This is a genomic window from Tardiphaga sp. vice304, from assembly GCF_007018905.1.
In the GTDB taxonomy this organism is placed as follows: Bacteria; Pseudomonadota; Alphaproteobacteria; order Rhizobiales; family Xanthobacteraceae; genus Tardiphaga.
The window spans coordinates 1,443,057-1,463,707 of record NZ_CP041402.1; the positions used below are offsets into that span (position 1 = coordinate 1,443,057).

Genomic DNA, 20,651 nt, shown 5'->3' on the forward strand with positions numbered 1-20,651 from the left:
CTCCCCCTTGCGGGGAGGGTTGCTGCGCGAAGCGCGTTCGGGTGGGGTAGCAACAGGCTTCGTCGCCCGTGGCACCCCCACCCCGACCTTCACTCCCGACGATGCTCTCGCATCGTCGTCCGTTCGGTCGACCCTCCCCGCAAGGGGGAGGGGACCACAGACGCCGGCGCTCAACCTAGTGTCCGCTCGTCCGCCACCTCAGCAGCCGCTGCTCGACCATCGACATCGCCAGCGCCGTGACGTAGCCGATCACGCCGAGCAGGATCACGCCGGCGAACAGGTCCGCCGACCGGAACGAGCGCGCCGACAGCAGCACCCAATGGCCGAGCCCGTCGAGGCCGGCGAGAATCTCGCAGACCACCGACAGGATCAGCGCCACCGTGAGGCTGAGCCGCATCCCCGAGATGATGTCGGGGCTGGCCGAAGGCAGCGCGATCTTGAAGATCACGGCAAGGCGCGACATGTGCAGCGAGCGCGCTACTTCGTAGAGTCTGGGCTCGACCGCGGCGAAGCCGTGCACGGTGGCCAGCAGCATCGGCCAGATCGCGCCGAATGCGATCACGAACAGCGCCATGCCCTGGGTCAGGCCGAACAGAGCGATCGCCACCGGAATGATCGCCGACACCGGCAGCGGCCGCAGGAATTCCAGCGACGGCGCGACATAGCTGCGCATCGCTTTCGAGGAGCCGATCATCGCGCCGAGCGCGATGCCGACGATGGACGCCAGTAGCCAGCCATAGGCCATGTGCTCCAGCGTGCCGATCGTCTTCGCCAGCAGGTCGCCGGAGGTGAAGCCGCGCACCAGCGAGGCCCAGGCGCGATCGGGGCTTGGCAGAAACACTGGCGACACGAGCTTGAGATCGGCCACCAGTTGCCACAGCGCCACGAAGCCCGCGGCGACCAGAAAGCTGGCGGCGCGCCACATCAGCACGGTGGCGTTCATCGCAGTTCTCCGGCGAGGGCCGCCGGCCCGAATAGATGTTTCTGCGCGAGCATCAGGCCGGTGTTCAGCGCGTAGCCGATCAGCCCGATCCACAGCAAATAGGCCAGCATCAGGTCCGGCCGCAACGCCTGCTGCGCGGTCATGATGCCGGCGCCGAGCCCGATCGGATTGATCGCGATCTCCACCGTGACGGCGACGATCAGCGCGATGCCGGCGGCGAGACGAAACGCGAGGAAGATCCGCGGCAGTGCCGCCGGGATGATGATCTTGCGCACCCGGTCGCCCGGCGACAGCTTCAGCGCGCGCGACACCTCGATCAGCCGCGGCTCGATGCTGCGCACCGCGGCGCGCGACAGGATCAGGATCGGCCATACGCAGGCAAAGGCGACGATCACGATCTCCATGCGGTAGCCGAAGCCAAGCGCGATTAGCGCGATCGGCAGCAACGCAATCGAGGGGATCGGCCGCAGCGATTCGATCGTCACTTCCATCAGGCGGTCGAACGGCTTGAAGATGCCGAGCGCGATGCCAAGCGCCAGGCCCACGGCACCGCCGATCAGGAGGCCCGCAAAGGCCGAGGCCAGCGTGTCGCGCGTGGCACCCAGGATCGAGCCGTCGGCAAAGGCCTCTACCAAAGCCGCGGCCACCGCTGAGGGCGGCGCCAGCGCGTCGCTCTGGATGTGGCTCGCGCGTGCCCAGACCTCCAGCCCGACGAGCAGCGCGACGGGCAGCGCCGCGGCCTTCCAGCGTTCCCTGTTCATGCTTCCGACGCCTTGATGAAGTCGAACAATTCGCGGCGCAGCCGCAGGAATTCCGGCTGCTCGCGCGTGGTGAGCTGGTCGCGCGGGCGGGGCAGGTCGATATTGAGTTCGATTCCGATGCGGCCGGGATGCGGCAACAGGCCGATGACGCGGTCGCCGAGGTAGATCGCTTCTTCGAGGTCATGCGTGACGAAGATCACGGTGGCGCCGCTGGCGGCGACCAGTTCGAGCACCTCGTCCTGCAACCCCTGCCGGGTCATCGCATCGAGCGCGCCGAACGGCTCGTCCATCAACAGCGCCTTCGGCTCCTGCGCCAGACAGCGCGCGATCTGCAATCGCTGCTGCATGCCGCCGGACATCTCTGCCGGATATTTGTCGGCGTGGTTCGGCAGCCCGACCTTCTTCAGCAGTTCGTCGATCCGCGCCGGGCGCTGCGCGGCCGGCATGCCGATCGTCTCCAGCGCCAGCGAGACGTTGCCGGCGGCGGTGCGCCACGGCAGCAGCGCCTTGCCATAGTCCTGGAACACAATTGCGACGTCGCGCCGCGGCGCGCGCATGGCGACGCCGTCGAACACCACGTCGCCGGAGGTCGGCTGATACAGGCCGGCGGCGAGCCGCAGCGCCGTGGTCTTGCCGCAGCCCGACGCCCCGATGATGCAGAGGAACTCGCCCTGCTTCACGTCGAGGCTGACGTCCTCGATGATGGTCTTGCCACCGAGATCGAGCGTGACATGCGAGAACGCGATCTGCGCTTTCGCGGGCGCGACGGCAGCGGTCTTGGCGAGCGGGCGCGCTGTGGCGGATTTCATTATGTTAGTCTCCCTGACCGGGCGGATAGACATAGGCCAGCGTCGAATGCAGATGCGATTCGAGCGCGGCCTGAGATGCGCCGATGTCGCGCGCGAGAATGCGATCGGCGAGCAATTGATGCGCCTCGACGAATTGCGCGCCGGAGTCGAAGCCGCGCATCATCACGCGGCGGTAGCGATAGGCCTGGTCGTACAGGTCGGAATGCGCCGACAACAGCCGCCTCGAGCCGCAGGCCGACAGCAGCGCGGTGTGGAATCCCTTGTGCAGCCGGTCGAAATCCGGCGCGCCTTCGCGAAAGGCGTCGCCAATCCGCTCGATATGGCGGCGCATCTGGTGCAGCGCGCCCAAGATGCCCGCCTCCCAGGCATCGTTGCCGTTCTGGATCGCCAGCCGCAGCGCCTCCATCTCGACCACGGTACGCATCCGCGTGATATCGGCGAGATCCTCGCGGCTGATGTCGGCGACGCGAAAACCGCGCTGGCCGATGCCGACGATCAGCCCGCGCGACATCAGCCGAGACAGGCCCTCGCGCAGCGGCGTGGCGCCGATATCATAGCGTTGCACCAGATCGACGATGCCGAGACGCGCGCCGGGCGCAAGACGCCCGGCAATGATGTCGTGCTGCAGCAGCGTGGCGGCGCGTTCGCTCAGCGTGTCCGAGCCGGACGCGTCCACGTCGCTGCGAGTTGCGTCCGCCATCCCGGTCCTACTTCAGCATGACTTTGTTGAGGTCGACCTTGCTCTGCAGCATCTTCTGCGAGGCCATGATGTCGATCCACCAGGCCAGTTGATCGGCTTTCAGCACCGGCTCGGACTTGTTGGGCGCCGACGCCTTCACCAGTTCAATCGTCTGTTTGGTGAACTTGGCGATCGAAGCTGCCGATTTCTCCCGGTCGTTGTTGACGATCGGCGCCGCTTCCGCGATCGCCGCACGGAATTTTCGGATGACTTCCGGGTTTTTCTCGGCCCAGTCGCGCGACGCGGCATAGAAGATGATCGGCTCGGTGCGATTCAGTTCGGCGGCGTAGCGCGCGCCGATCGTGCCCAGCCCGGCATTGGTCATGCGGGTGATGAACGGCTCGGCCGCCAGCACCACGTCGACGCCGCCGGACTTGATGATGTCGGCCATGGTCGGGAAGGTGACCTCGACGAAGTTCACGCTCTTCGGATCGACGCCCTTTTCCACCAGCCACTTGACGAACAGCACGTGGAGGAAGGCGCCGAGGCCGGGCGCGCCGACCTTCTTGCCGACGAAGTCCTTCGGCTCCTTGATGGTGATGCCGTTGCGCACGAAGGCGGTGATATTGGCGTTGGAATTCGGGTTCATCACGGTGGCGCCGGCCACCGCGACGAGATCCAGCCCGCCATCGACGGCCTGCAGGAATACGGTCGAGGTCGGCCCGCCGATCTGGATCGAGCCGGACAGGATCGCGGCCGGGATGTTGGAGTTGATGCCGATCAACGTCATTTCGACGTCGAGGCCGTGCTTCTTGAAGATGCCCTCATCGACTGCGACCATTGCCGACGCGCAGTCGGTCGTCGCGGTGCAGCCGATCTGGAGCTTGTTCTGGGCTTGTGCTGCACCTGCGAACAACGATGCCGCCAACGCCAGACCTGCGAGCTTTTTCATTTTTACCTCCCTGAATGCGATTTTTGCAATCGCCTCTTGTTTATCGATATTTTTTTTGATCCTATATTTTATCAAATAACAAAAGCAAGAGGGAGATCACGTTGAAACTCGCGACATATAGCGCAGGCGGCCAGCAGAAGGTCGGGCTGGTCCATTCCAACGACAGCAAACTGTTCGACGTCGCCACAGCCGCCGGCCGCAATGGCGGCAACCCCGCCTTCGCCTCGATGCTGTCGCTGATCGACGCGGGCGAAGGCGCGCTGGATACGGCGCGCGTCCTGTTCGAGAAGCACGGCAACGACGAATCGCTGTCGGTCGCGGTGGCCGGCGCCGATATCCTCGCACCGGTGCCTGAGCCACGACAGTGCCGCGACGGCATGTCGTTTCCGCTGCATATCTTGCAGGCGCCGCGCGGCCAGCAGAAACTGGCGGCCCGCGCCAAGAACGACATGGAAGAGCTGGCGCGAATCGAGGCCGAACCGCTCGGCGAATTGCCGGAAGTGTATCGCCGCCAGCCGATCTACTACATCACCAACCGCTTTTCGGTGCGCGGCACCAACACCACCGTCAAGTGGCCGCGTTACAGCCAGGTGATGGATTACGAGCTCGAATTCGGCATCATCACCAAGAACAAGGGCGCCAACATCACGGCCGCCAAGGCGAAGGATCACATCTTCGGCTACACCATCTTCAACGATTTTTCGGCGCGCGACGCGCAGCGGCTGGAAATGGAAGGAAGGCTCGGCCCCGCCAAGGGCAAGAGCTTCGATGGCGGCAACGTGATGGGCCCGTGGATCGTCACGCCCGACGAGATCGGCGATCCCTACAAGCTCAAAATGGAATGCCGCGTCAACGGCAAGGTGCGCTCCTCCGGCGTCACCGAAGGCATGCTGTTTCCGTTCGAGGAACTGATCGCGCACATCTCGCAGGACGAGACCCTGATGCCCGGCGAATTCATCGGCTCCGGTACCGTCGGAAATGGCTGCGGCCTCGAGCTTGGCTGGTATCTCGAGCACAATGACGAGATCGAACTCGAAGTCGAGAAGATCGGCGTGCTCAAGAACAAGGTGGTTCGGCAGGACGTCTAACACAGACTCGTCTGGTCTAATCGCCACAAACTGTCATTCCGGGGCGCGGGCGGCGCCAGCCGACTGCGAACCTCAGCCACTCCAATTGGAGTGGCGGGGAATCCCGAAGTGAGGCACACGTCGAGGTTCCGGGTTCGGTCCCGTCGCCTTCGGCACCAGCTCCGCCCCGGAACGACAACCTGAATCATAGAAACATTTGAGGAAACCCCCATGGCCCGCCGCCTCATCGATATTTCCGTGCCCTTGCAGAACGACGTGCCCGCCGATCCGCCGGGCAACCATCCGACCATCCAGTACATCGATCACCAGCAGGGCCTGCCGCGCATGCTGCAGTTCTTCGACGGGCTGAAGAAGGAAGACCTGCCGGACGGCGAGGGCTGGGCGGTCGAGCAGATCAGCCTGTCCACGCATAACGGCACGCATCTCGACGCGCCGTATCATTTCCATCCGACCATGAACCGTGGCGAACGCTCCTGGACAATCGACGAGGTGCCGCTGGAATGGTGCCTGCAGCCCGGCGTCAAGCTCGACTTCCGGCATTTCCCCGACGGCTATGTCGCCACCGCGGCCGACGTCGAGGCCGAGCTGAAGCGCATCGGCCATACGCTGAGCCCGCTGGAGATCGTGGTGGTGAACACCTCGGCCGGCGTGAAATACGGCCAGCAGGACTACGTCACCTCCGGCTGCGGCATGGGCTACGAGGCGACGATGTATCTGCTGGAGCGCGGCGTGCGCCTCACCGGCATCGATGGCTGGAGCTGGGACGCGCCGTTCGTCTACACAGCGAAGAAATATGCCGAGACCCACGACGCCAGTCTGATCTGGGAAGGCCACAAGGCCGGCCGCCACATCGGCTACTGCCACATCGAGAAGCTGCACAATCTGGAAGAGTTGCCTTCCACCGGCTTTACGGTGTCGTGCTTCCCGGTGAAGATCGAGAAGGCGTCGGCAGGATGGACGAGGGCCGTAGCCATCATCGACTGAACTACGACCAGAATGAAAAGACTACCAAGGGAGATGACGATGAAGGCTGGCGCAAAAGGGCTTGGCGCGTGCGCGTGTCATAGCGGCTTCAAGGTATTCTCATGCACCACGCCGAGCCGGCGTGGCTTCATGCTCGGGCTGGCTGGCGCGGCGGCACTGGCGACGACCGGGGTCGCCAGGCGCGCTCAGGCAGCGGCCGATGGCGCGTCGTTTCGCATCGACGTTCATCACCATCTCTCACCGCCGACCTACATCACCGCGTCGAATGCGGCGAAGTTCGGCGATCCGCTGATGAAGAACTGGACGCCGGCGAAGTCCATCGAGGACATGGACAAGGCCGGCGTTGCCGTCTCCATGCTCTCCGTGACGACGCCGGCGCTCAATCCGATCCCGCAGGCGCAAGCCCGCACGCTTGCGCGCGAATCCAACGAATACGCGGCCAAGCTGATGGCGGATCATCCCGGCCGGTTCGGCAGCTTCGCCATGGTGCCACTTCTGGACACCGAGGGTGCGCTGCGGGAGATCGCCTATGCGCTGGATGTCCTGAAGGCCGACGGCATCGGCCTGATGACGAGCTACGGTGACAAGTGGCTCGGCGATCCCTCGTTCATCCCGGTGATGGAAGAGTTCAATCGCCGCAAGGCCGTCGTCTACACCCATCCCACGGCGGCGAACTGCTGTGTGAACCTGGTGCCGACGCAACAGCCGGTGATGATCGAGTTCGGCACCGACACCACGCGGACCATCGCGGACATTCTGTTCAGCGGCAACGCGCGGCGCTTCCCCGATATCAAATGGATCTTTTCTCATGCGGGCGGTACCATGCCGTTCCTGATCGAACGCTTCGTGCGCAACCCGATGCTGGACCCGAAGGCAAAGGACACCGTGCCCGACGGGACACTGGCCGAGCTGAAGCGCTTCTATTACGACACCGCGCAGGTCTCCAATAAGGGATCGCTGTCGGCCCTGGCGGCGATCATCCCGGCATCGCAGATCCTGTTCGGGACAGACTTTCCATACCGCAAGAGCCTCGATCACGTCGAAGGTCTGCGGCAGGCGGGCGTGTTTTCCGACGAACAGATCGCGGCGATCGAGCGCGGCAATGCGCTGAAGTTGTTCCCGCGTCTGACTGGCTGAGCGAACGAGGGCTGGGCAGATGTTCGCCGGATCTCACTGCTCGTTGACGGCCGTTGGCAGCTATCGGTCAGTTCTTGATGGCATAGAGCGGGGTGCGCATCGTCAGTTGATAGGCCGGCTTCGGCACCCAGGCGACTTCGAAGGTAAGTCCGAACAGCCGGTTGTCGTCGTCGTCCATGCGCTCGAGATCGAGGCGGATGATGGGCTGGGTGAACGGCGCGACCGGGCTCCGGTTCACGAGCTGCGCGCCGCCGAAGGATTGCACGCCGAACCGGCCGGACAGCTTCCAGTTGCTCGGCCACTGATAGTAGCCGCCGAGATAGCCGATGATCGAGGGTTTCACGCTGGCGAGATCGGTATCGACGGCGACGTTCACATAGCGCCCGCCGGCCAGCAGCCCGGTGGTGGCGTCGGGGTCGAGCGCATAGTCGGCCTCGAGAATGGTGGTGAGGGTCGTGGTCGCCAATACGCTGGCCTGGATCGAGCGCGACAGCGTGGCCTGCACGGTGATGGTCGGCAACGTACCGCCGTTCTGCTGGATCACGTCGGCCTGCAGGCCGACATTCCAGGCGGTGGCAATGAGCGAACTCCATGACGTCGCATCGGTGCGCGACGTCGTGGAGCTGACGCCGCCATAGACCGAAATGCGGTCGGTGAGGTCGAGGGTGATCGGGGCGTTGACGGTGACCGACTGGCTGGCGGGTGAAGACAGCGTCGGCAGGGCGCTGAAATTCTGGAAGCCGATGCCGATCGCCCCGGCCGGCAGGGTGCCGTAGGTTGTCATCAGGTCGAGATACAGATTGGGAACGGTCTCCGAATTCGACGGGTCGTCATCGTCGTCGTCACTGGCCTTGCCGAAGGCAGGCGCGCTCAGCGCCATCGACGCGAAGAGCATCATGGCGATGGCGAGGGGCGCTGCCTGTTGGTCCCCCCCGCATCCGTCCCGAGCCGTTATGCCTCGCCCATTGACCATCCGTCGATCCAGCCATGCCACCTGCGATCGATGGCAGCGTATTCCACAGCGTCGCGATGTGGCAACACGTCCGCCGCCTCGGCCGAAAAGATCGCGACACCGTGGCCGCGATGCGATCAAACTTCGCCCAACGAATCGAAAAATCAGGGACCAGGAATGACCAGGACGAAGAAGAACCCGGATCAGTTGCGCAGCGCGCGCTGGTTTGCGCCCGATGATCTGCGCGCCTTCGGGCACCGCTCGCGGGCGATGCAGCAGGGCTATGCGCCGGAGGAGTGGAAGGGCCGGCCGGTCATCGCCATCCTCAACACCTGGTCGGATGCGCAGCCCTGCCACATGCACTTCAAGACCCGCGTCGAGGACGTCAAGCGCGGCATCCTGATGGCTGGCGGCTTTCCGATGGAGCTGCCGGCGCTGTCGCTGTCGGAATCCTTCCTGAAGCCGACCACCATGCTCTATCGCAACATGCTGGCGATGGACGCCGAGGAATTGCTGCGCGGCCACCCCGTCGATGGCGTCGTGCTGATGGGCGGCTGCGACAAGACTACGCCGGGCCTGCTGCTTGGCGCGACCAGCGCCGGCTATCCCGCGATCTATCTGCCGGCCGGTCCCATGCTGCGCGGCAACTGGAAGGGCAAGACGCTCGGCTCCGGCTCGGACGCCTGGAAATACTGGGACGAACGCCGCGCCGGCAAGATCTCCGACAAGGAATGGGTCGAGGTCGAAGGCGGCATCGCGCGCAGCTATGGCACCTGCATGACCATGGGCACCGCGAGCACTATGACCGCGATCGCGGAATCGATCGGCATGTCGCTGCCCGGCGCGTCGTCGATTCCCGCCGCCGATTCCGGCCACATCCGCATGGCCAGTGAATGCGGCCGCCGCATCGTCGAAATGGTGTGGGAGGACCTCACCCCTGCGAAAATCCAGACCCGCCACGCCTTCGAGAACGCCATCGTGGTGGCGATGGCGATGGGCTGCTCGACCAATGCGATCATCCATCTGATCGCGCAGGCGCGCCGTGCAGGCCACGACATCGGGCTCGATGATTTCGAGACCGCGAGCCGCAAGGTGCCTGTCATCGCCAATGTCAGGCCGAGCGGTGATACGTACCTTATGGAGGATTTCTATTACGCCGGCGGGCTGCCGGCACTGATGAGCCGCATCAGGGATCATCTGCATCTCGACGCGCTGACGGTAACCGGCAAGACGATCGGCGAGAACATCGCCGACGCCCAGGTCCACAATGACGACATCATCCGCACGATCGAGAATCCGATCTACGCCGAGGGCGCATTGGCGGTACTGAAGGGCAATCTGGCGCCGGACGGCTGCGTCATCAAACCCTCGGCCTGCGAGCCGCGCTTCCTCAAGCACTCCGGCCCGGCCCTGGTGTTCGATGATTATCCCTCGTTGAAAAAAGCCGTCGATGACGAGAATCTCGACGTCACGGCCGACCACGTGCTGATCCTGCGCAATGCCGGGCCGCAAGGCGGGCCGGGCATGCCGGAATGGGGCATGCTGCCGATCCCGACCAGACTGGTGAAGCAGGGTGTCCGTGACATGGTGCGACTGTCGGATGCGCGGATGAGCGGTACGAGCTACGGCGCCTGCATCCTGCACGTCGCGCCGGAATCCTGGATCGGCGGCCCGCTTGCGCTGGTCGAGAATGGTGACATCATCTCGCTGGATGTCGATGCCCGCATTATCCATTTGGAAGTTTCGGATGAAGAAATGGCCAGGCGCCGCGCGGCCTGGACTGCTCCGCAGCGGCACTATGAGCGCGGCTATGGCTGGATGTTCACCAAACACATCCAGCAGGCCAATGACGGTTGCGACTTCGATTTTCTCGAAACGGCGTTCGGCGGCAAGGTGAAAGAGCCGGTGATTTATTGAAAAGACGCGGGCGCTCTTGCTTCCTTCCCTCTCCCCTTGTGGGAGAGGGTGGATCGAATGCCCGCAGCGCATTCGAGACGGGTGAGGGGTAGCCAAAGACACCGAGCTTCATGGCTACCCCTCATCCGTCGCGGACTTCGTCCGCGCCACCTTCTCCCACAAGGGGAGAAGGAAGAAAGAGCGAGACGCTTGTCCGCGCAGGCCTACACCTTCTCCAGCACCCGCCGGATCTTGTGTGCCAGCGATTCCCGCGTATAGGGCTTCGGCAGCAGCTCCACGCCGGCGTCGAGGCGACCGCCGTGGACGATGGCATTCTCGGTGTAGCCAGAGGTGAACAGCACCACGAGCTTCGGCAATAGCTCGCGCGCGCGGCGCGCCAGCTCCGGGCTCTTGAGCGGACCGGGCATCACCACGTCGGTGAACAACAGGTCGATCGCCACGCCGCTCTCGACGATAGCCAGCGCGCTCGCCGCATCATGCGCGGTCAGCACGCGGTAGCCGAGCTCGGTGAGCAGATCGACCGCGACCGCGCGTACGCCGGCATCGTCCTCGGCGATCAGGATGGTCTCGGTGCCGCCCACGATCGGCGTGTTTTCGGCCGGCGCGATGACGTCCTCGCTGCGGTCGGCGCGCGGCAGGTACAGCTTGATCGTGGTGCCCTGGCCGACCTCGCTGTAGATCTTGACGTGGCCCTTCGACTGCTTGACGAAGCCGTAGACCATCGAGAGCCCCAGCCCGGTGCCATGGCCTTCCGGCTTGGTGGAGAAGAACGGCTCGAACACCCGCGCCAGCACTTCCGGCGGCATGCCGGTGCCGGTGTCGGTCACCGCCAGCACCACATATTGCCCGGGGGCCACGTCGTCGTGGGTGCGCGCATAGGTGTCGTCGAGATGTGCGTTGCCGACCTCGATAGTCAGCTTGCCGGTGTCGCGCATGGCGTCGCGCGCGTTGATCGCCAGGTTGAGCAGCGCGTTTTCGACCTGGGTCGGATCGATCAGCGTATTCCACAGCCCGCCGGAAACCACCGGCTCGATCTCCACGGCCTCGCCAAGCGAGCGCCGCAGCAGCTCGTCCATGCCGGTGACGAGCCGGCCGATATTGATCACTTTCGGCTCCAGCGCCTGCCGCGGCCGAACGCCAGCAATTGGCTGGCCAGCTTGGCGCCGCGCGCGACCGCGGCGCTGGCGTTGTCGACGCGGCGCTGCGCCTTGGCATTGTCCGCGATGTCGCGGCCGAGCAGTTGCAGATTGCCGGAAATCACCTGCAGCAAATTGTTGAAATCATGCGCGACGCCGCCGGTGAGCTGGCCGACCGCTTCCATCTTCTGCGATTGCCGCAGGCTGGCCTCGCTCTCGCGCAGTTCGGCCGTGCGTGCCTCGACCTGCAGTTCCAGCGACGACGCCAGCGTGCGCAAATCCTGTTCGGCGCGGCGACGCTCGATTGCGGTACGGGTGCGCTCGGCGAAGTCGCGCATCAGTTCGAGTTCGTCGGCGCTCCAGGGGCGCGGTTCGGCGTGATTGAGATAGAACAACGCCACGAAGCCGCCTTGTTCGGTCACCGGCATGTTGACGAAGGACTGCGCGCTGATCGCCTTCAGGGCGTCGCCGCCCGCCGCGGTGCGCGGGTCGTCATACACGTTTCCGATCGCTACGGTTTCGCCGCGCCTCAAATTGTCGATGTAAGAGCCGTAGTCGCGGAAATGCAGCACGCCGGCGAGGCTCTTGATGCCCGGCGCGTTCCAGTCGCGTTCGATGTGGATGGTCTCGTTGCGGGGATCGATGGTGCCGTAGCCGGCGCGACTGACCTGCAGTGTGGTGCCAAGGATTTCGGCGGCGGCGAACGACATCTCGGCGATGTCGTCGAGATCGCGCAGCCGGTCGTCGAGCGCGACCCGGGCCTGCTGGCGGATGTCGGCAGCCTTGCGATCCGTGATGTCGATCGCAGCCCCCGGCAACCGTGCGGGCTGGCCGGCACGATCGCGGATCACCCGGCCGCGGGCCAGGATCCAGCGGATCGATCCGTCCGGCTGCCGGATGCGGTATTCGCAGGCGAAATCATCGGCGCCGTCCATGGCCCGTTTCAGCGTGGCCTGGAACACTGGCACGTCGTCGGGATGAAAGCTGCCGACGAAGGTGGAGATGGGCGCGCCGGCCTCGGCCAGCTGCGGATCGACATGGTAGATGCGGGCGAAATTGGCATCGGAGTGCACCACATCGCCCTTCAGGTCCCAGTCCCACACGCCGATCATCCCGGCCGCGCCGAGCGCCGCCGTCAGGCGCTCCTCGCTCTGCGCCAGCCGGTCTTCGGTTTCGACCAACGCCGCGATGTCGGCGTCGCGGTTGCGCAGCGCGGTGCGCAGGGCCGCGCAGACCGCCACCATGAAGGTGCCGACCAGCGCGTACAGCACGCCGCCAAACCAGATGTCGCCGTCGCCGATGTCGTTGCCCGCCCCGGCGAACAGCCAGGTCGCCATCGCCGCCGATAGCAATGTCGCGTACAGCCCCGGGCCGAAGCCGAGCACGAAGCCGGTCGCCATCAGCAGCGGAAAAAACGGCAGGTAAGGCACCCCCGTGACCGGCAGGGCTGCGCGGATCAGGGTGGCGACGGCGACGGCCAGTGTTGCCAGCGCGTAGCGTGCCGCTACGGGCGGCTCGAAGGTGAGCAGCGCGCGCAGCAGGCGGTCTGGCGAACGGGTGCGGGGCAGCGGAAAGTCCGATGGTCACGAGGACGGGGGAAGAACAGAGGCTACTAACAGCTATCGAATGGGCTGTCACGACGGCCGATTGAAGCGGCGATGGAACTCCCATCGCTTCGCGGTCTTGTCCCACGCGCCCCAACCGCGCGTCGATATACCCAGGGCAAACAGATGCGACGATTGATTGCGGCTTTCGGATTGACGCTACTGGCGAGCGGCCCGCTGTTCGCTGCAGGACTTAGCCCGGATACGATCAACGCTGCGGCTTTTACCGGCAAGATTCCCGCCGGGGACAGGCCTACCGCGCTCGCCGTCAAGGTGCAGGTACTGCTCGACCGCGCGCATTTCTCGCCGGGCGAGATCGACGGTCATTTCGGCGACAATGTCGAAAAATCTCTACAGGCCTTCGCCGAAGCCAACAGCCTGCCGTCGGGCAAGGCGCTGACGCCGGAAATCTGGACAAAGCTGCAGGCGCAGGCGAGCGATCCCGTCACGACGGACTATGTCCTCACCGAGCAGGACGTGAAGGGGCCGTTCCTCGATAAGCTGCCGGTCAAGATGGAAGACATGAAGGGCTTGAAGTCGCTGGGTTACACCAGCGCCAGGGAGGCGCTGGGCGAGCGGTTTCACATGAGCCAGGACCTGCTGACCGAACTCAATCCGAAGCAGAAATTCGATCGGGCCGGCGACAGCATCGTCATCGTCAATCCCGGCGCGAGTGCACCGTTCATGGTCTCGCGCATCGAGGTAGACAAGACGCGCCAGACCGTGAAGGCCTTCGACAAGGACAATGCACTGGTCGCGTTCTATCCGGCGTCCGTCGGCAGCGAGGAAAAGCCGACGCCGTCCGGCGTGCTCAAGATAGTCTCGATCGATGCCAATCCGACCTATCGCTACGATCCGAAATACAAGTTCAAGGGCGTGAAATCGACCAAGCCTTTCCGTATCCAGGGCGGCCCGAACAATCCGGTCGGAAGCACCTGGATCGGACTGTCGGAGAAGAGCTACGGCATCCATGGAACGTCGGATCCCTCGCGCGTCAGCAAGAGCGACTCGCATGGCTGCGTGCGACTGACCAACTGGGACGTGGCGCGGCTGGCCGCGTCCGTGAAGAAGGGCGTCGAGGTCAGCTTCATCGATGGCAAGCAGGCGGCAAAGTAGATGCGCTCTTACCTCGCCCCCTAGCGAAGCGAAGCTTCGCTAGGGGGCGAGGGGGCGCATGGCCGGTGCAAAACAACTACCCTCGAAAAGCCCGCACCCGTTTCACCATCTGTTCGACATGCGCCACCGGCGTTTCGGGCTGGATGCCGTGGCCGAGGTTGAAGATGAACCGCCCGCCGGCGTAATTCGCCAGCACGTCGTCGATCGCGCGATCGAGCGCGTCGCCGCCGGCGATCAGCACCAGCGGATCGAGATTGCCCTGCACCGCCACCTTGCTCTGCACATGCTCGCGGATGAACGCGGGCTCCGCCGCCCAGTCGATGCTGACGGCATCGACGCCGGTCGCCTCGACATAGCCCGGCAGCATCGCGCCGGCGCCGCGTGGAAAGCCGATGATCTTCGCGCCCGGCACTTTGGCGCGCACGCCCTCGACGATGCGCCTGGTCGGCTCCACCGACCAGCGCTGGAATTCGCGCGCCGGCAGGATGCCCGCCCAGGTGTCGAAGATCTGCAGCACGTCGGCGCCGGCGGCGAGCTGGCTGAGCAGATAGGTGATCGAGTTCTCGACGATCGCGTCGATAATTTTCGCGAAGGCGTCGGGATGACGGTACGCCATCATCCGCGCCGGGCCCTGGTCCGGCGTGCCCTTGCCCGCCACCATGTAGGTCGCCACCGTCCACGGCGCGCCGCAGAAGCCGATCAGCGTGATTTTCGGGTCGAGCGCGGCGCGAACCCGGCGCAGCGCCTCGTAGACCGGCTCGAGCTTTCCGAAGTCGGCCTGCGGGTTCAGCGTTGCCACCAGTTCCGGCGTGTCCAGAGGATCGAGCCTGGGGCCCTCGCCGACTTCGAAGCGCACCGAGCGGCCGAGCGCGTAGGGGATCACCAGGATGTCAGAGAAAATGATCGCGGCGTCGAAGCCGAACCGCCGGATCGGCTGTAGCGTCACTTCGGCGGCAAAATCGGGATTGAAGCAGAGGTCGAGAAAGCCGCCGGCCTGGGCGCGGACTTCGCGATATTCCGGCAGATAGCGCCCGGCCTGCCGCATCATCCATAGCGGGGGCACGGTCTGGCGTTGGCCATGGAGCACGTCGAGGAACGGTTTGGCGGTCGGGGACTGGGTCAAGGCGGCGGTTTCCGGGTTGGCGACGGCGCGAAGGATGATTTTCTGATACGGCTGTTGGCGCGGCAAGTACATACTGCAACGCGGCAAGGGTCGTTACGATAACCCAACGCGCCGACGCTGGAAAAGTCGCGTTCATTGACGTAACAACACCGCATGGACCAGATGACTCCCGATCCCAGCCATCCCGCCGAGCCACAGCGCGCTCAAGCCAAAGTCTGGTTCGAGTCGCTGCGCGACCAGATCTGCGCCGAGGTCGAGGCGCTGGAGCGGGAGGCGCCCGGCGAGGTGTTCCCCGGCCAACCCGCCACCTTCACCTACAAGCCCTGGACGCGGGCGACCGGGAGCGGCGGCGGCACCGGCGGCTTCCTGAGCGGCGGCCGGCTGTTCGAGAAGATCGGCATCCATACGTCATCCGCCAATGGCCGGCTGACCCCTGAAATGGCCAAGGTGATGCCCGGCGACGGCGTCGAGCTCGAGTATGTCTCGACCAGTATCAGCCTGATCATGCATCCGCGCAGCCCGCGCGTGCCTACCGTGCACATGAACACGCGGTTTCTGTCGACCTCGCAGGGCTGGTTCGGCGGCGGCGCCGACCTGACGCCGATGCTGCCTGAGCAGCGCACCGCCGAGGCGCCGGACACCATCGCCTTTCATGCGGCCATGCGTAAAGCCTGCGACGCCCACGATCCCGCCTATTATGAGAAGTTCAAGGCCTGGGCCGACACCTACTTCTTCCTGCCGCATCGCGGCACGGCCCGCGGCGTCGGCGGCATTTTCTACGACCACCTCAACAGCGGAAATTTCGACAACGACTTTGCCTTTACCCGCGATGTCGGTTCGGCGTTTCTCGATATCTATCCGAAGCTCGTGCGCGCCCGCATGATGGAGCCGTGGACCGACGCTGAGCGCGCGCAGCAACTGGCGCTGCGCGGACTGTATGTCGAGTTCAACCTCTTATACGACAAGGGCACCGTGTTCGGCCTGCAGACTGGCGGCAATATCGAGACCATCCTGAGTTCGATGCCGCCGCTGGTGAGTTGGGCATGACGGAGTTGCGCGCCGCTGCCCGCGGGCCCGTGTGGAAGCCGCTGCTGGTCGCCACCCTGGCCGCGTTTGCCGTCATCACGATCGGCGGCTTGCTCACGGACATCGGCCCATGGTATCGCGGCCTGACTAAACCGTCCTGGCAGCCGCCGAACTGGGTGTTCGGCCCGGCGTGGACGACGATTTTTGCGCTCGCCGTCGTCTCCGCAGTATCGGTCTGGCGCGCCACGACGGACAGAGCGCAGCACGCCTGGATCATCGGCCTGTTTGCTGTCAATGCCGGCTTTAACCTGCTGTGGAGTGCGCTGTTCTTCGCGCTGAAGCGGCCGGACTGGGCGCTGGCCGAAGTCGGCTTCCTGTGGCTGGCGATCGCGCTGCCGATGGTGGTGTTCTGGCGGCTGTCGAAGACGGCGAGCCTGTGCCTGCTGCCCTATCTCTTATGGGTCTCGTTCGCCGCGTTCCTGAATTTCACGATCGTCCGCCTCAACCCGCCATTCGGCTGAGGCGCCGTTCTTTTCCCCTCTCCCCCCGGACGCAGCTGCGCTGCTTGTGGGAGAGGGGACGATCGAGCTGCGACCTTCGAATTCTGGTCGAAGTATCAAAAATCTTCGGCGGGCTTTGCTATTTCGCCGCTTCCGGCAGCAAAGCGTTCTGCACCGCCCAGGACAGTTCGATATTGAGCTGGAACGCGAGCCTGCCTTCGTCGATCACTGCCTGCGGATCGGCGACCAGCGTGCCGGCCTGGTCGAGGGCGTTGCGATAGTCGGTCTTCAGCGCCGTCAGATCGGGCGCGTCCGGGAAATCGTAGAACGATAACTCCGCCGCTCGCAGTCCCGGCTTTTTCATCAGCAGGCGCTTCAGGATCTGGCCGCCATTGAGGTCGCCAAGGTAGCGCGTATAGGCGTGCGCGATCAGCCGCGCGCCGTCGCCGTCGGCGCAGGCGTCGATGCGCTGCGCGTAGCGTTCGCCTTCCGGCAATATTGGAATGCCGGCAAAGCTGCCGCCGCACAGCGCCACCAGGTCGGCCTCCAAGGCAGCCGAGCGCTCCAGCCGGTACTGCGCGAGTGCCTTCAGGCTCGGCGTCGCGCGGTGGTGTTCGAGTCCGCGCTCCAGTGCCTGATAGGCCGTCAGCAGATTGCGATGCAGCAGGATGTAGCCGTCGCGGCTCGCCTCGCCGCGCAGCAGGTCGCTGATGACGCCGGATCGTTCGGCTTCGACGTGCAGGGTCTTGGTGCCGAAGTAAAGCGCGTTGACCACGCTTTCGGGGGCGGCTTCGCTGGGCTGGTCGGTCATGGCGCATCCTTGATATCCGACAGGCCATAGCCTGACGTCAGACGATCAATTGATCAATCCTGCTTTGACGGTCGCGTCAATCGCCGCCGTCGCGTATGCGGCAGGAACTCCGCGCCGCGCTCGCCGAGAAACTGTCGCATCGCCTGCGCCGGCGGCAGCAGCACCTTGTCCTGGCGCGAGACCACGAACCATTGCCTGATGATCGGCAGCCCGACCACGTCGAGCATCGTAAGCCGCCGCTCGTCGAGCTCGGTCGCCACCGTATGCGCCGAGATGAAGGCGATGCCGAGCCCGGCGATCACCGCCTGCTTGATGGTCTCGTTGCTGCTCATCGTCATGCCGATCAGCGGCCGTATGCCGGCGGCGCCGAACAATTGCTCCATCAACCCGCGCGTGCCGGAGCCGGGCTCGCGGGTGAGAAACGTCTCGCCGGCGAGATCGCTCAGCGCCAGATGCGGCTTTCGCGCCAGGCGATGCCCGGTTGGCGCGATGATGACATGCGGGTGGTCGCCGATCAGGCGGACGTCCATCTCGATATCGACCGGCGGCCGTCCCATGATGGCGAAGTCGAGATCGTAGCCGAGCAGCGCCGCGCCGATGTCCTTCCGGTTGCCGATCGTCAGGCGCACCTCGATGTCGGGATACAGTTTGGAAAACCCCGAGATGGCGAACGGCACGAAGTATTTCGCGGTCGACACCGCGCCGATCGAGATCCGTCCGGCGGTCTTGCCCGCCATCATTTCCAGCGCCGTGGCGCAGGCCGCCATCGCCGCCTCGATGCGTTCGGTCAGCGCCAGCACTTCGCGCCCGGCGTCGGTCAGCAGCATGCCGTCGCCGCTGCGCTGGATCAGCGGCAGCTCGGCCAGAGCCTGCAGATTGCGCAGCTGCAGCGTCACCGCCGGCTGGGTGAGGTTCAGCTTGCTCGCGGCGGCGGTGATGCTGCCGTTCGCGGCCAGCGCCGCGAGCGCCCGTAGCTGCCGGATCGAGACGTCGCGAAAGCGTTTGGGCATATAACAAAAACTTTCATCATGTCGTAGATAATGAAATTTCCCTTATTTACCACCGTGCGTCAATATCTGTGGGCAACAGGAGTGGTCGCCTTCGGGCGGGTCAATGCCACAACGCCTCGTGCCAGAAGGGGCGGAGCATTTCCTGGGAGACGACCATGACCGACCATCTGACGCTGTTTCAGCATACCAAATCTTTCGCGGGGCAGGATCCCGTGCGGCTGGCGGTAGCCGCGGCGGTGGACGCGTTTGCGACGGCCTCGATCGAGATCTCCGACCTGATCGGCCGCGGCGCGCTGGCCGGCATAACCGGCGCGGCGCACGGCGGCGAGAATGCCGACGGCGATGTGCAGAAGGACCTCGACGTTCGCGCCGACCAGATCATCCGGCACGCCTTGCAATCGGTGCCCTTTGCGGCGCTGGCCTCCGAGGAAGCCGAGACGCATGAGGATGGCGACGCCTCGGCGCCGATCTCGATCGCCTACGATCCGCTCGATGGCTCGTCCAATATCGAGACCAACATGACGGTGGGCACGATCTTCTCGATCATGCCGCACCAAGCCGGCGAGACGCCGTTCACCGGCCCCGGCACGGCGCAGATCGCGGCCGGCTTCATCGTCTATGGCCCGCAGACCTCAATGGTGCTGACGCTCGGCGAGGGCGTCGACATCTTCACGCTCGACCGCGCCGAGCGCGGCTACAAGCTCATCCGCCGCCAGGTCCGGATCCCGGCGGATACCGCGGAATACGCCATCAACGCGTCGAACTATCGCCATTGGGAACAGCCGGTGCGCGATTTCGTCGATGAGTGCATGGCCGGTGAGGACGGTCCCCGCAGCAAGAACTTCAATATGCGCTGGATCGCATCGCTGGTGGCGGAGGCCTATCGCATCCTGATCCGCGGCGGCGTGTTCCTGTATCCCGCCGACGCCCGCAAGGGCTATGGCGAGGGCCGGCTGCGGCTGCTCTACGAGGCGCATCCGATGGCCATGATCGTCGAACAGGCCGGCGGCGCCGCCACCACCGGCCGCGAGCGCATCCTCGATCTATCTCCCAACGCCATCCACCAGCGTGTGCCGTTGATCATGGGTTCGATCAACAAGGTGCGGCGGATCGAAAATCTGCATGTGGATCCTGCCGCCGCGACCAAGGCCAATCCTTTGTTCGCGCGACGAGGTCTTTTCCGTGTCTAGGGGCGTTCATGTCGCGAAAGCATCCGATCATCTCGATCACCGGCTCGTCAGGCGCGGGCACCACCTCGGTGAAGCGCACCTTCGAGCAGATCTTTCGCCGCGAGAAGGTCGAGGCGGCCTATATCGAGGGCGATGCCTTCCATCGTTATAACCGTCTCGACATGCGCGCCCGGATGGCGGAAGAATCCGAGCGCGGCAACAAGCACTTCAGCCATTTCAGTCCCGAAACCAATCTGTTCGAGGAGCTGGAAACCACCTTCCGCGACTACAGCGCCACCGGCACTGGCCGGACCCGCTATTACATCCATGATGATATCGAAGCTGCGCGGCATGGCGGCGTGCCTGGCACCTTCACCGAATGGCAGCAATTGCCGGAAAAATCTGACCTGCTGTTCTATGAGGGCCTGCACGGCGCCGTCGTCACCGACAAGGTCAATGTCGCGCAATATGCCGATCTCAAGATCGGTGTCGTCCCCGTCATTAATCTCGAATGGATCCAGAAGCTGCACCGCGACCGAAGCGACCGCGGCTATTCCACCGAGGCCGTGACCGATACCATCCTGCGCCGGATGCCCGACTACATCCATTACATCTGCCCGCAATTTACCGACACCGACATCAACTTCCAGCGCGTGCCGCTGGTCGACACGTCGAACCCGTTCATCGCGCGCTGGATTCCCACGCCGGATGAATCGATGGTGGTGATCCGCTTCAAGACGCCGCGCGGCATCGACTTTCCCTATCTGCTGTCGATGATCCCGCACAGCTTCATGTCGCGCGCCAATTCCATCGTCATTCATGGCTCCAAGCTCGACCTGGCGATGCAATTGATCCTGACGCCGCTGATCCTTCAGCTCATCGAGCGCAAGCGCGGGGCGAAATAGCAGAACTCAACGTCAATGAGGGAGCGGAG

General features: G+C 64.6%; 18 protein-coding genes and 2 pseudogenes. 9 read left to right on the plus strand and 11 right to left on the minus strand.

Features of this window, described 5'->3' with window-relative positions; translation table 11 throughout:
• Positions 1-175 precede the first annotated feature (175 nt).
• Genes FNL56_RS06820 through FNL56_RS06840 form a run of 5 tightly spaced genes read right to left on the minus strand, consistent with a single transcriptional unit; the run spans position 176 to position 4,144 of the window.
• Complete coding sequence (locus FNL56_RS06820; RefSeq protein ID WP_143572186.1) at positions 176-943, minus strand: ABC transporter permease; 768 nt, start codon at positions 941-943, stop codon at positions 176-178.
• A complete protein-coding gene (locus tag FNL56_RS06825; protein ID WP_143572187.1) occupies positions 940-1,704 on the minus strand; it encodes an ABC transporter permease in 765 nt (254 codons plus the stop codon). Before FNL56_RS06825 ends, FNL56_RS06820 begins: the two co-directional genes overlap by 4 nt.
• Positions 1,701-2,513, minus strand: a complete 813-nt coding sequence (locus FNL56_RS06830; protein WP_143572188.1) for an ABC transporter ATP-binding protein — start codon at positions 2,511-2,513, stop codon at positions 1,701-1,703. The genes FNL56_RS06825 and FNL56_RS06830 overlap by 4 nt, the downstream gene beginning before the upstream one ends.
• A gap of 4 nt (positions 2,514-2,517) precedes the next feature.
• Complete coding sequence (locus FNL56_RS06835; RefSeq protein WP_143572189.1) at positions 2,518-3,213, minus strand: GntR family transcriptional regulator; 696 nt, start codon at positions 3,211-3,213, stop codon at positions 2,518-2,520.
• A gap of 7 nt (positions 3,214-3,220) precedes the next feature.
• Positions 3,221-4,144, minus strand: a complete 924-nt coding sequence (locus tag FNL56_RS06840; RefSeq protein ID WP_143572190.1) for an ABC transporter substrate-binding protein — start codon at positions 4,142-4,144, stop codon at positions 3,221-3,223.
• A gap of 101 nt (positions 4,145-4,245) precedes the next feature.
• On the opposite strand from FNL56_RS06840, the gene FNL56_RS06845 reads away from it, so the two are divergent.
• The 3 genes from FNL56_RS06845 (at position 4,246) to FNL56_RS06855 (ending at position 7,353) form a co-directional block, all read left to right on the plus strand.
• Positions 4,246-5,232: a fumarylacetoacetate hydrolase family protein gene (locus tag FNL56_RS06845; protein WP_143572191.1), complete on the plus strand. Its 987-nt coding sequence runs from the start codon at positions 4,246-4,248 to the stop codon at positions 5,230-5,232.
• A 210-nt stretch (positions 5,233-5,442) separates the two neighbouring features.
• On the plus strand, positions 5,443-6,216 hold the full coding sequence (locus FNL56_RS06850) for a cyclase family protein (RefSeq protein WP_143572192.1): 774 nt from the start codon (positions 5,443-5,445) through the stop codon (positions 6,214-6,216).
• A 39-nt stretch (positions 6,217-6,255) separates the two neighbouring features.
• Positions 6,256-7,353: an amidohydrolase family protein gene (locus tag FNL56_RS06855; protein WP_168202868.1), complete on the plus strand. Its 1,098-nt coding sequence runs from the start codon at positions 6,256-6,258 to the stop codon at positions 7,351-7,353.
• A 67-nt stretch (positions 7,354-7,420) separates the two neighbouring features.
• Here the strand turns inward: FNL56_RS06855 and FNL56_RS06860 are convergent, their stop codons facing one another.
• Positions 7,421-8,251 (minus strand): hypothetical protein, encoded by an 831-nt coding sequence (locus tag FNL56_RS06860; protein WP_143577650.1) that lies wholly within the window; start codon positions 8,249-8,251, stop codon positions 7,421-7,423.
• 231 nt (positions 8,252-8,482) lie between these two features.
• On the opposite strand from FNL56_RS06860, the gene araD reads away from it, so the two are divergent.
• Positions 8,483-10,222, plus strand: coding sequence for an L-arabinonate dehydratase (gene araD / locus FNL56_RS06865; protein WP_143572195.1), 1,740 nt, complete (start codon positions 8,483-8,485; stop codon positions 10,220-10,222).
• Between the two features lie 215 nt (positions 10,223-10,437).
• Here araD and FNL56_RS06870 read toward each other — a convergent pair.
• Both FNL56_RS06870 and FNL56_RS28765 read right to left on the minus strand, forming a co-directional pair.
• Positions 10,438-12,068 (minus strand): annotated as a pseudogene (locus FNL56_RS06870) (ATP-binding protein); the annotation flags it as partial.
• Positions 12,069-12,146: 78 nt separating this feature from the next.
• Positions 12,147-12,758: pseudogene (locus FNL56_RS28765) on the minus strand (PAS domain-containing protein); the annotation flags it as partial.
• 330 nt (positions 12,759-13,088) lie between these two features.
• Between FNL56_RS28765 and FNL56_RS06875 the strand changes: the two are divergent.
• Positions 13,089-14,078, plus strand: coding sequence for a L,D-transpeptidase family protein (locus tag FNL56_RS06875; RefSeq protein WP_143572196.1), 990 nt, complete (start codon positions 13,089-13,091; stop codon positions 14,076-14,078).
• 76 nt (positions 14,079-14,154) lie between these two features.
• Here the strand turns inward: FNL56_RS06875 and hemE are convergent, their stop codons facing one another.
• Positions 14,155-15,201, minus strand: coding sequence for a uroporphyrinogen decarboxylase (gene hemE / locus FNL56_RS06880; protein WP_143581853.1), 1,047 nt, complete (start codon positions 15,199-15,201; stop codon positions 14,155-14,157).
• 153 nt (positions 15,202-15,354) lie between these two features.
• Between hemE and hemF the strand changes: the two genes are divergently transcribed.
• On the plus strand, positions 15,355-16,248 hold the full coding sequence (gene hemF, locus FNL56_RS06885) for an oxygen-dependent coproporphyrinogen oxidase (protein ID WP_210245481.1): 894 nt from the start codon (positions 15,355-15,357) through the stop codon (positions 16,246-16,248).
• On the plus strand, positions 16,245-16,748 hold the full coding sequence (locus tag FNL56_RS06890) for a TspO/MBR family protein (protein WP_143572198.1): 504 nt from the start codon (positions 16,245-16,247) through the stop codon (positions 16,746-16,748). Before hemF ends, FNL56_RS06890 begins: the two co-directional genes overlap by 4 nt.
• Positions 16,749-16,866: 118 nt before the next feature.
• Here the strand turns inward: FNL56_RS06890 and FNL56_RS06895 are convergent, their stop codons facing one another.
• Together FNL56_RS06895 and FNL56_RS06900 are read right to left on the minus strand one after the other, a co-directional pair.
• Positions 16,867-17,538, minus strand: a complete 672-nt coding sequence (locus tag FNL56_RS06895) for a biliverdin-producing heme oxygenase (RefSeq protein WP_143577652.1) — start codon at positions 17,536-17,538, stop codon at positions 16,867-16,869.
• A 53-nt stretch (positions 17,539-17,591) separates the two neighbouring features.
• A complete protein-coding gene (locus FNL56_RS06900) occupies positions 17,592-18,548 on the minus strand; it encodes a LysR substrate-binding domain-containing protein (protein ID WP_143572200.1) in 957 nt (318 codons plus the stop codon).
• 155 nt (positions 18,549-18,703) lie between these two features.
• Between FNL56_RS06900 and FNL56_RS06905 the strand changes: the two genes are divergently transcribed.
• Together FNL56_RS06905 and FNL56_RS06910 are read left to right on the plus strand one after the other, a co-directional pair.
• Positions 18,704-19,738, plus strand: a complete 1,035-nt coding sequence (locus FNL56_RS06905) for a class 1 fructose-bisphosphatase (protein ID WP_143572201.1) — start codon at positions 18,704-18,706, stop codon at positions 19,736-19,738.
• A gap of 8 nt (positions 19,739-19,746) precedes the next feature.
• Positions 19,747-20,622, plus strand: a complete 876-nt coding sequence (locus FNL56_RS06910; RefSeq protein ID WP_143572202.1) for a phosphoribulokinase — start codon at positions 19,747-19,749, stop codon at positions 20,620-20,622.
• The last annotated feature ends 29 nt before the right edge of the window (positions 20,623-20,651 follow it).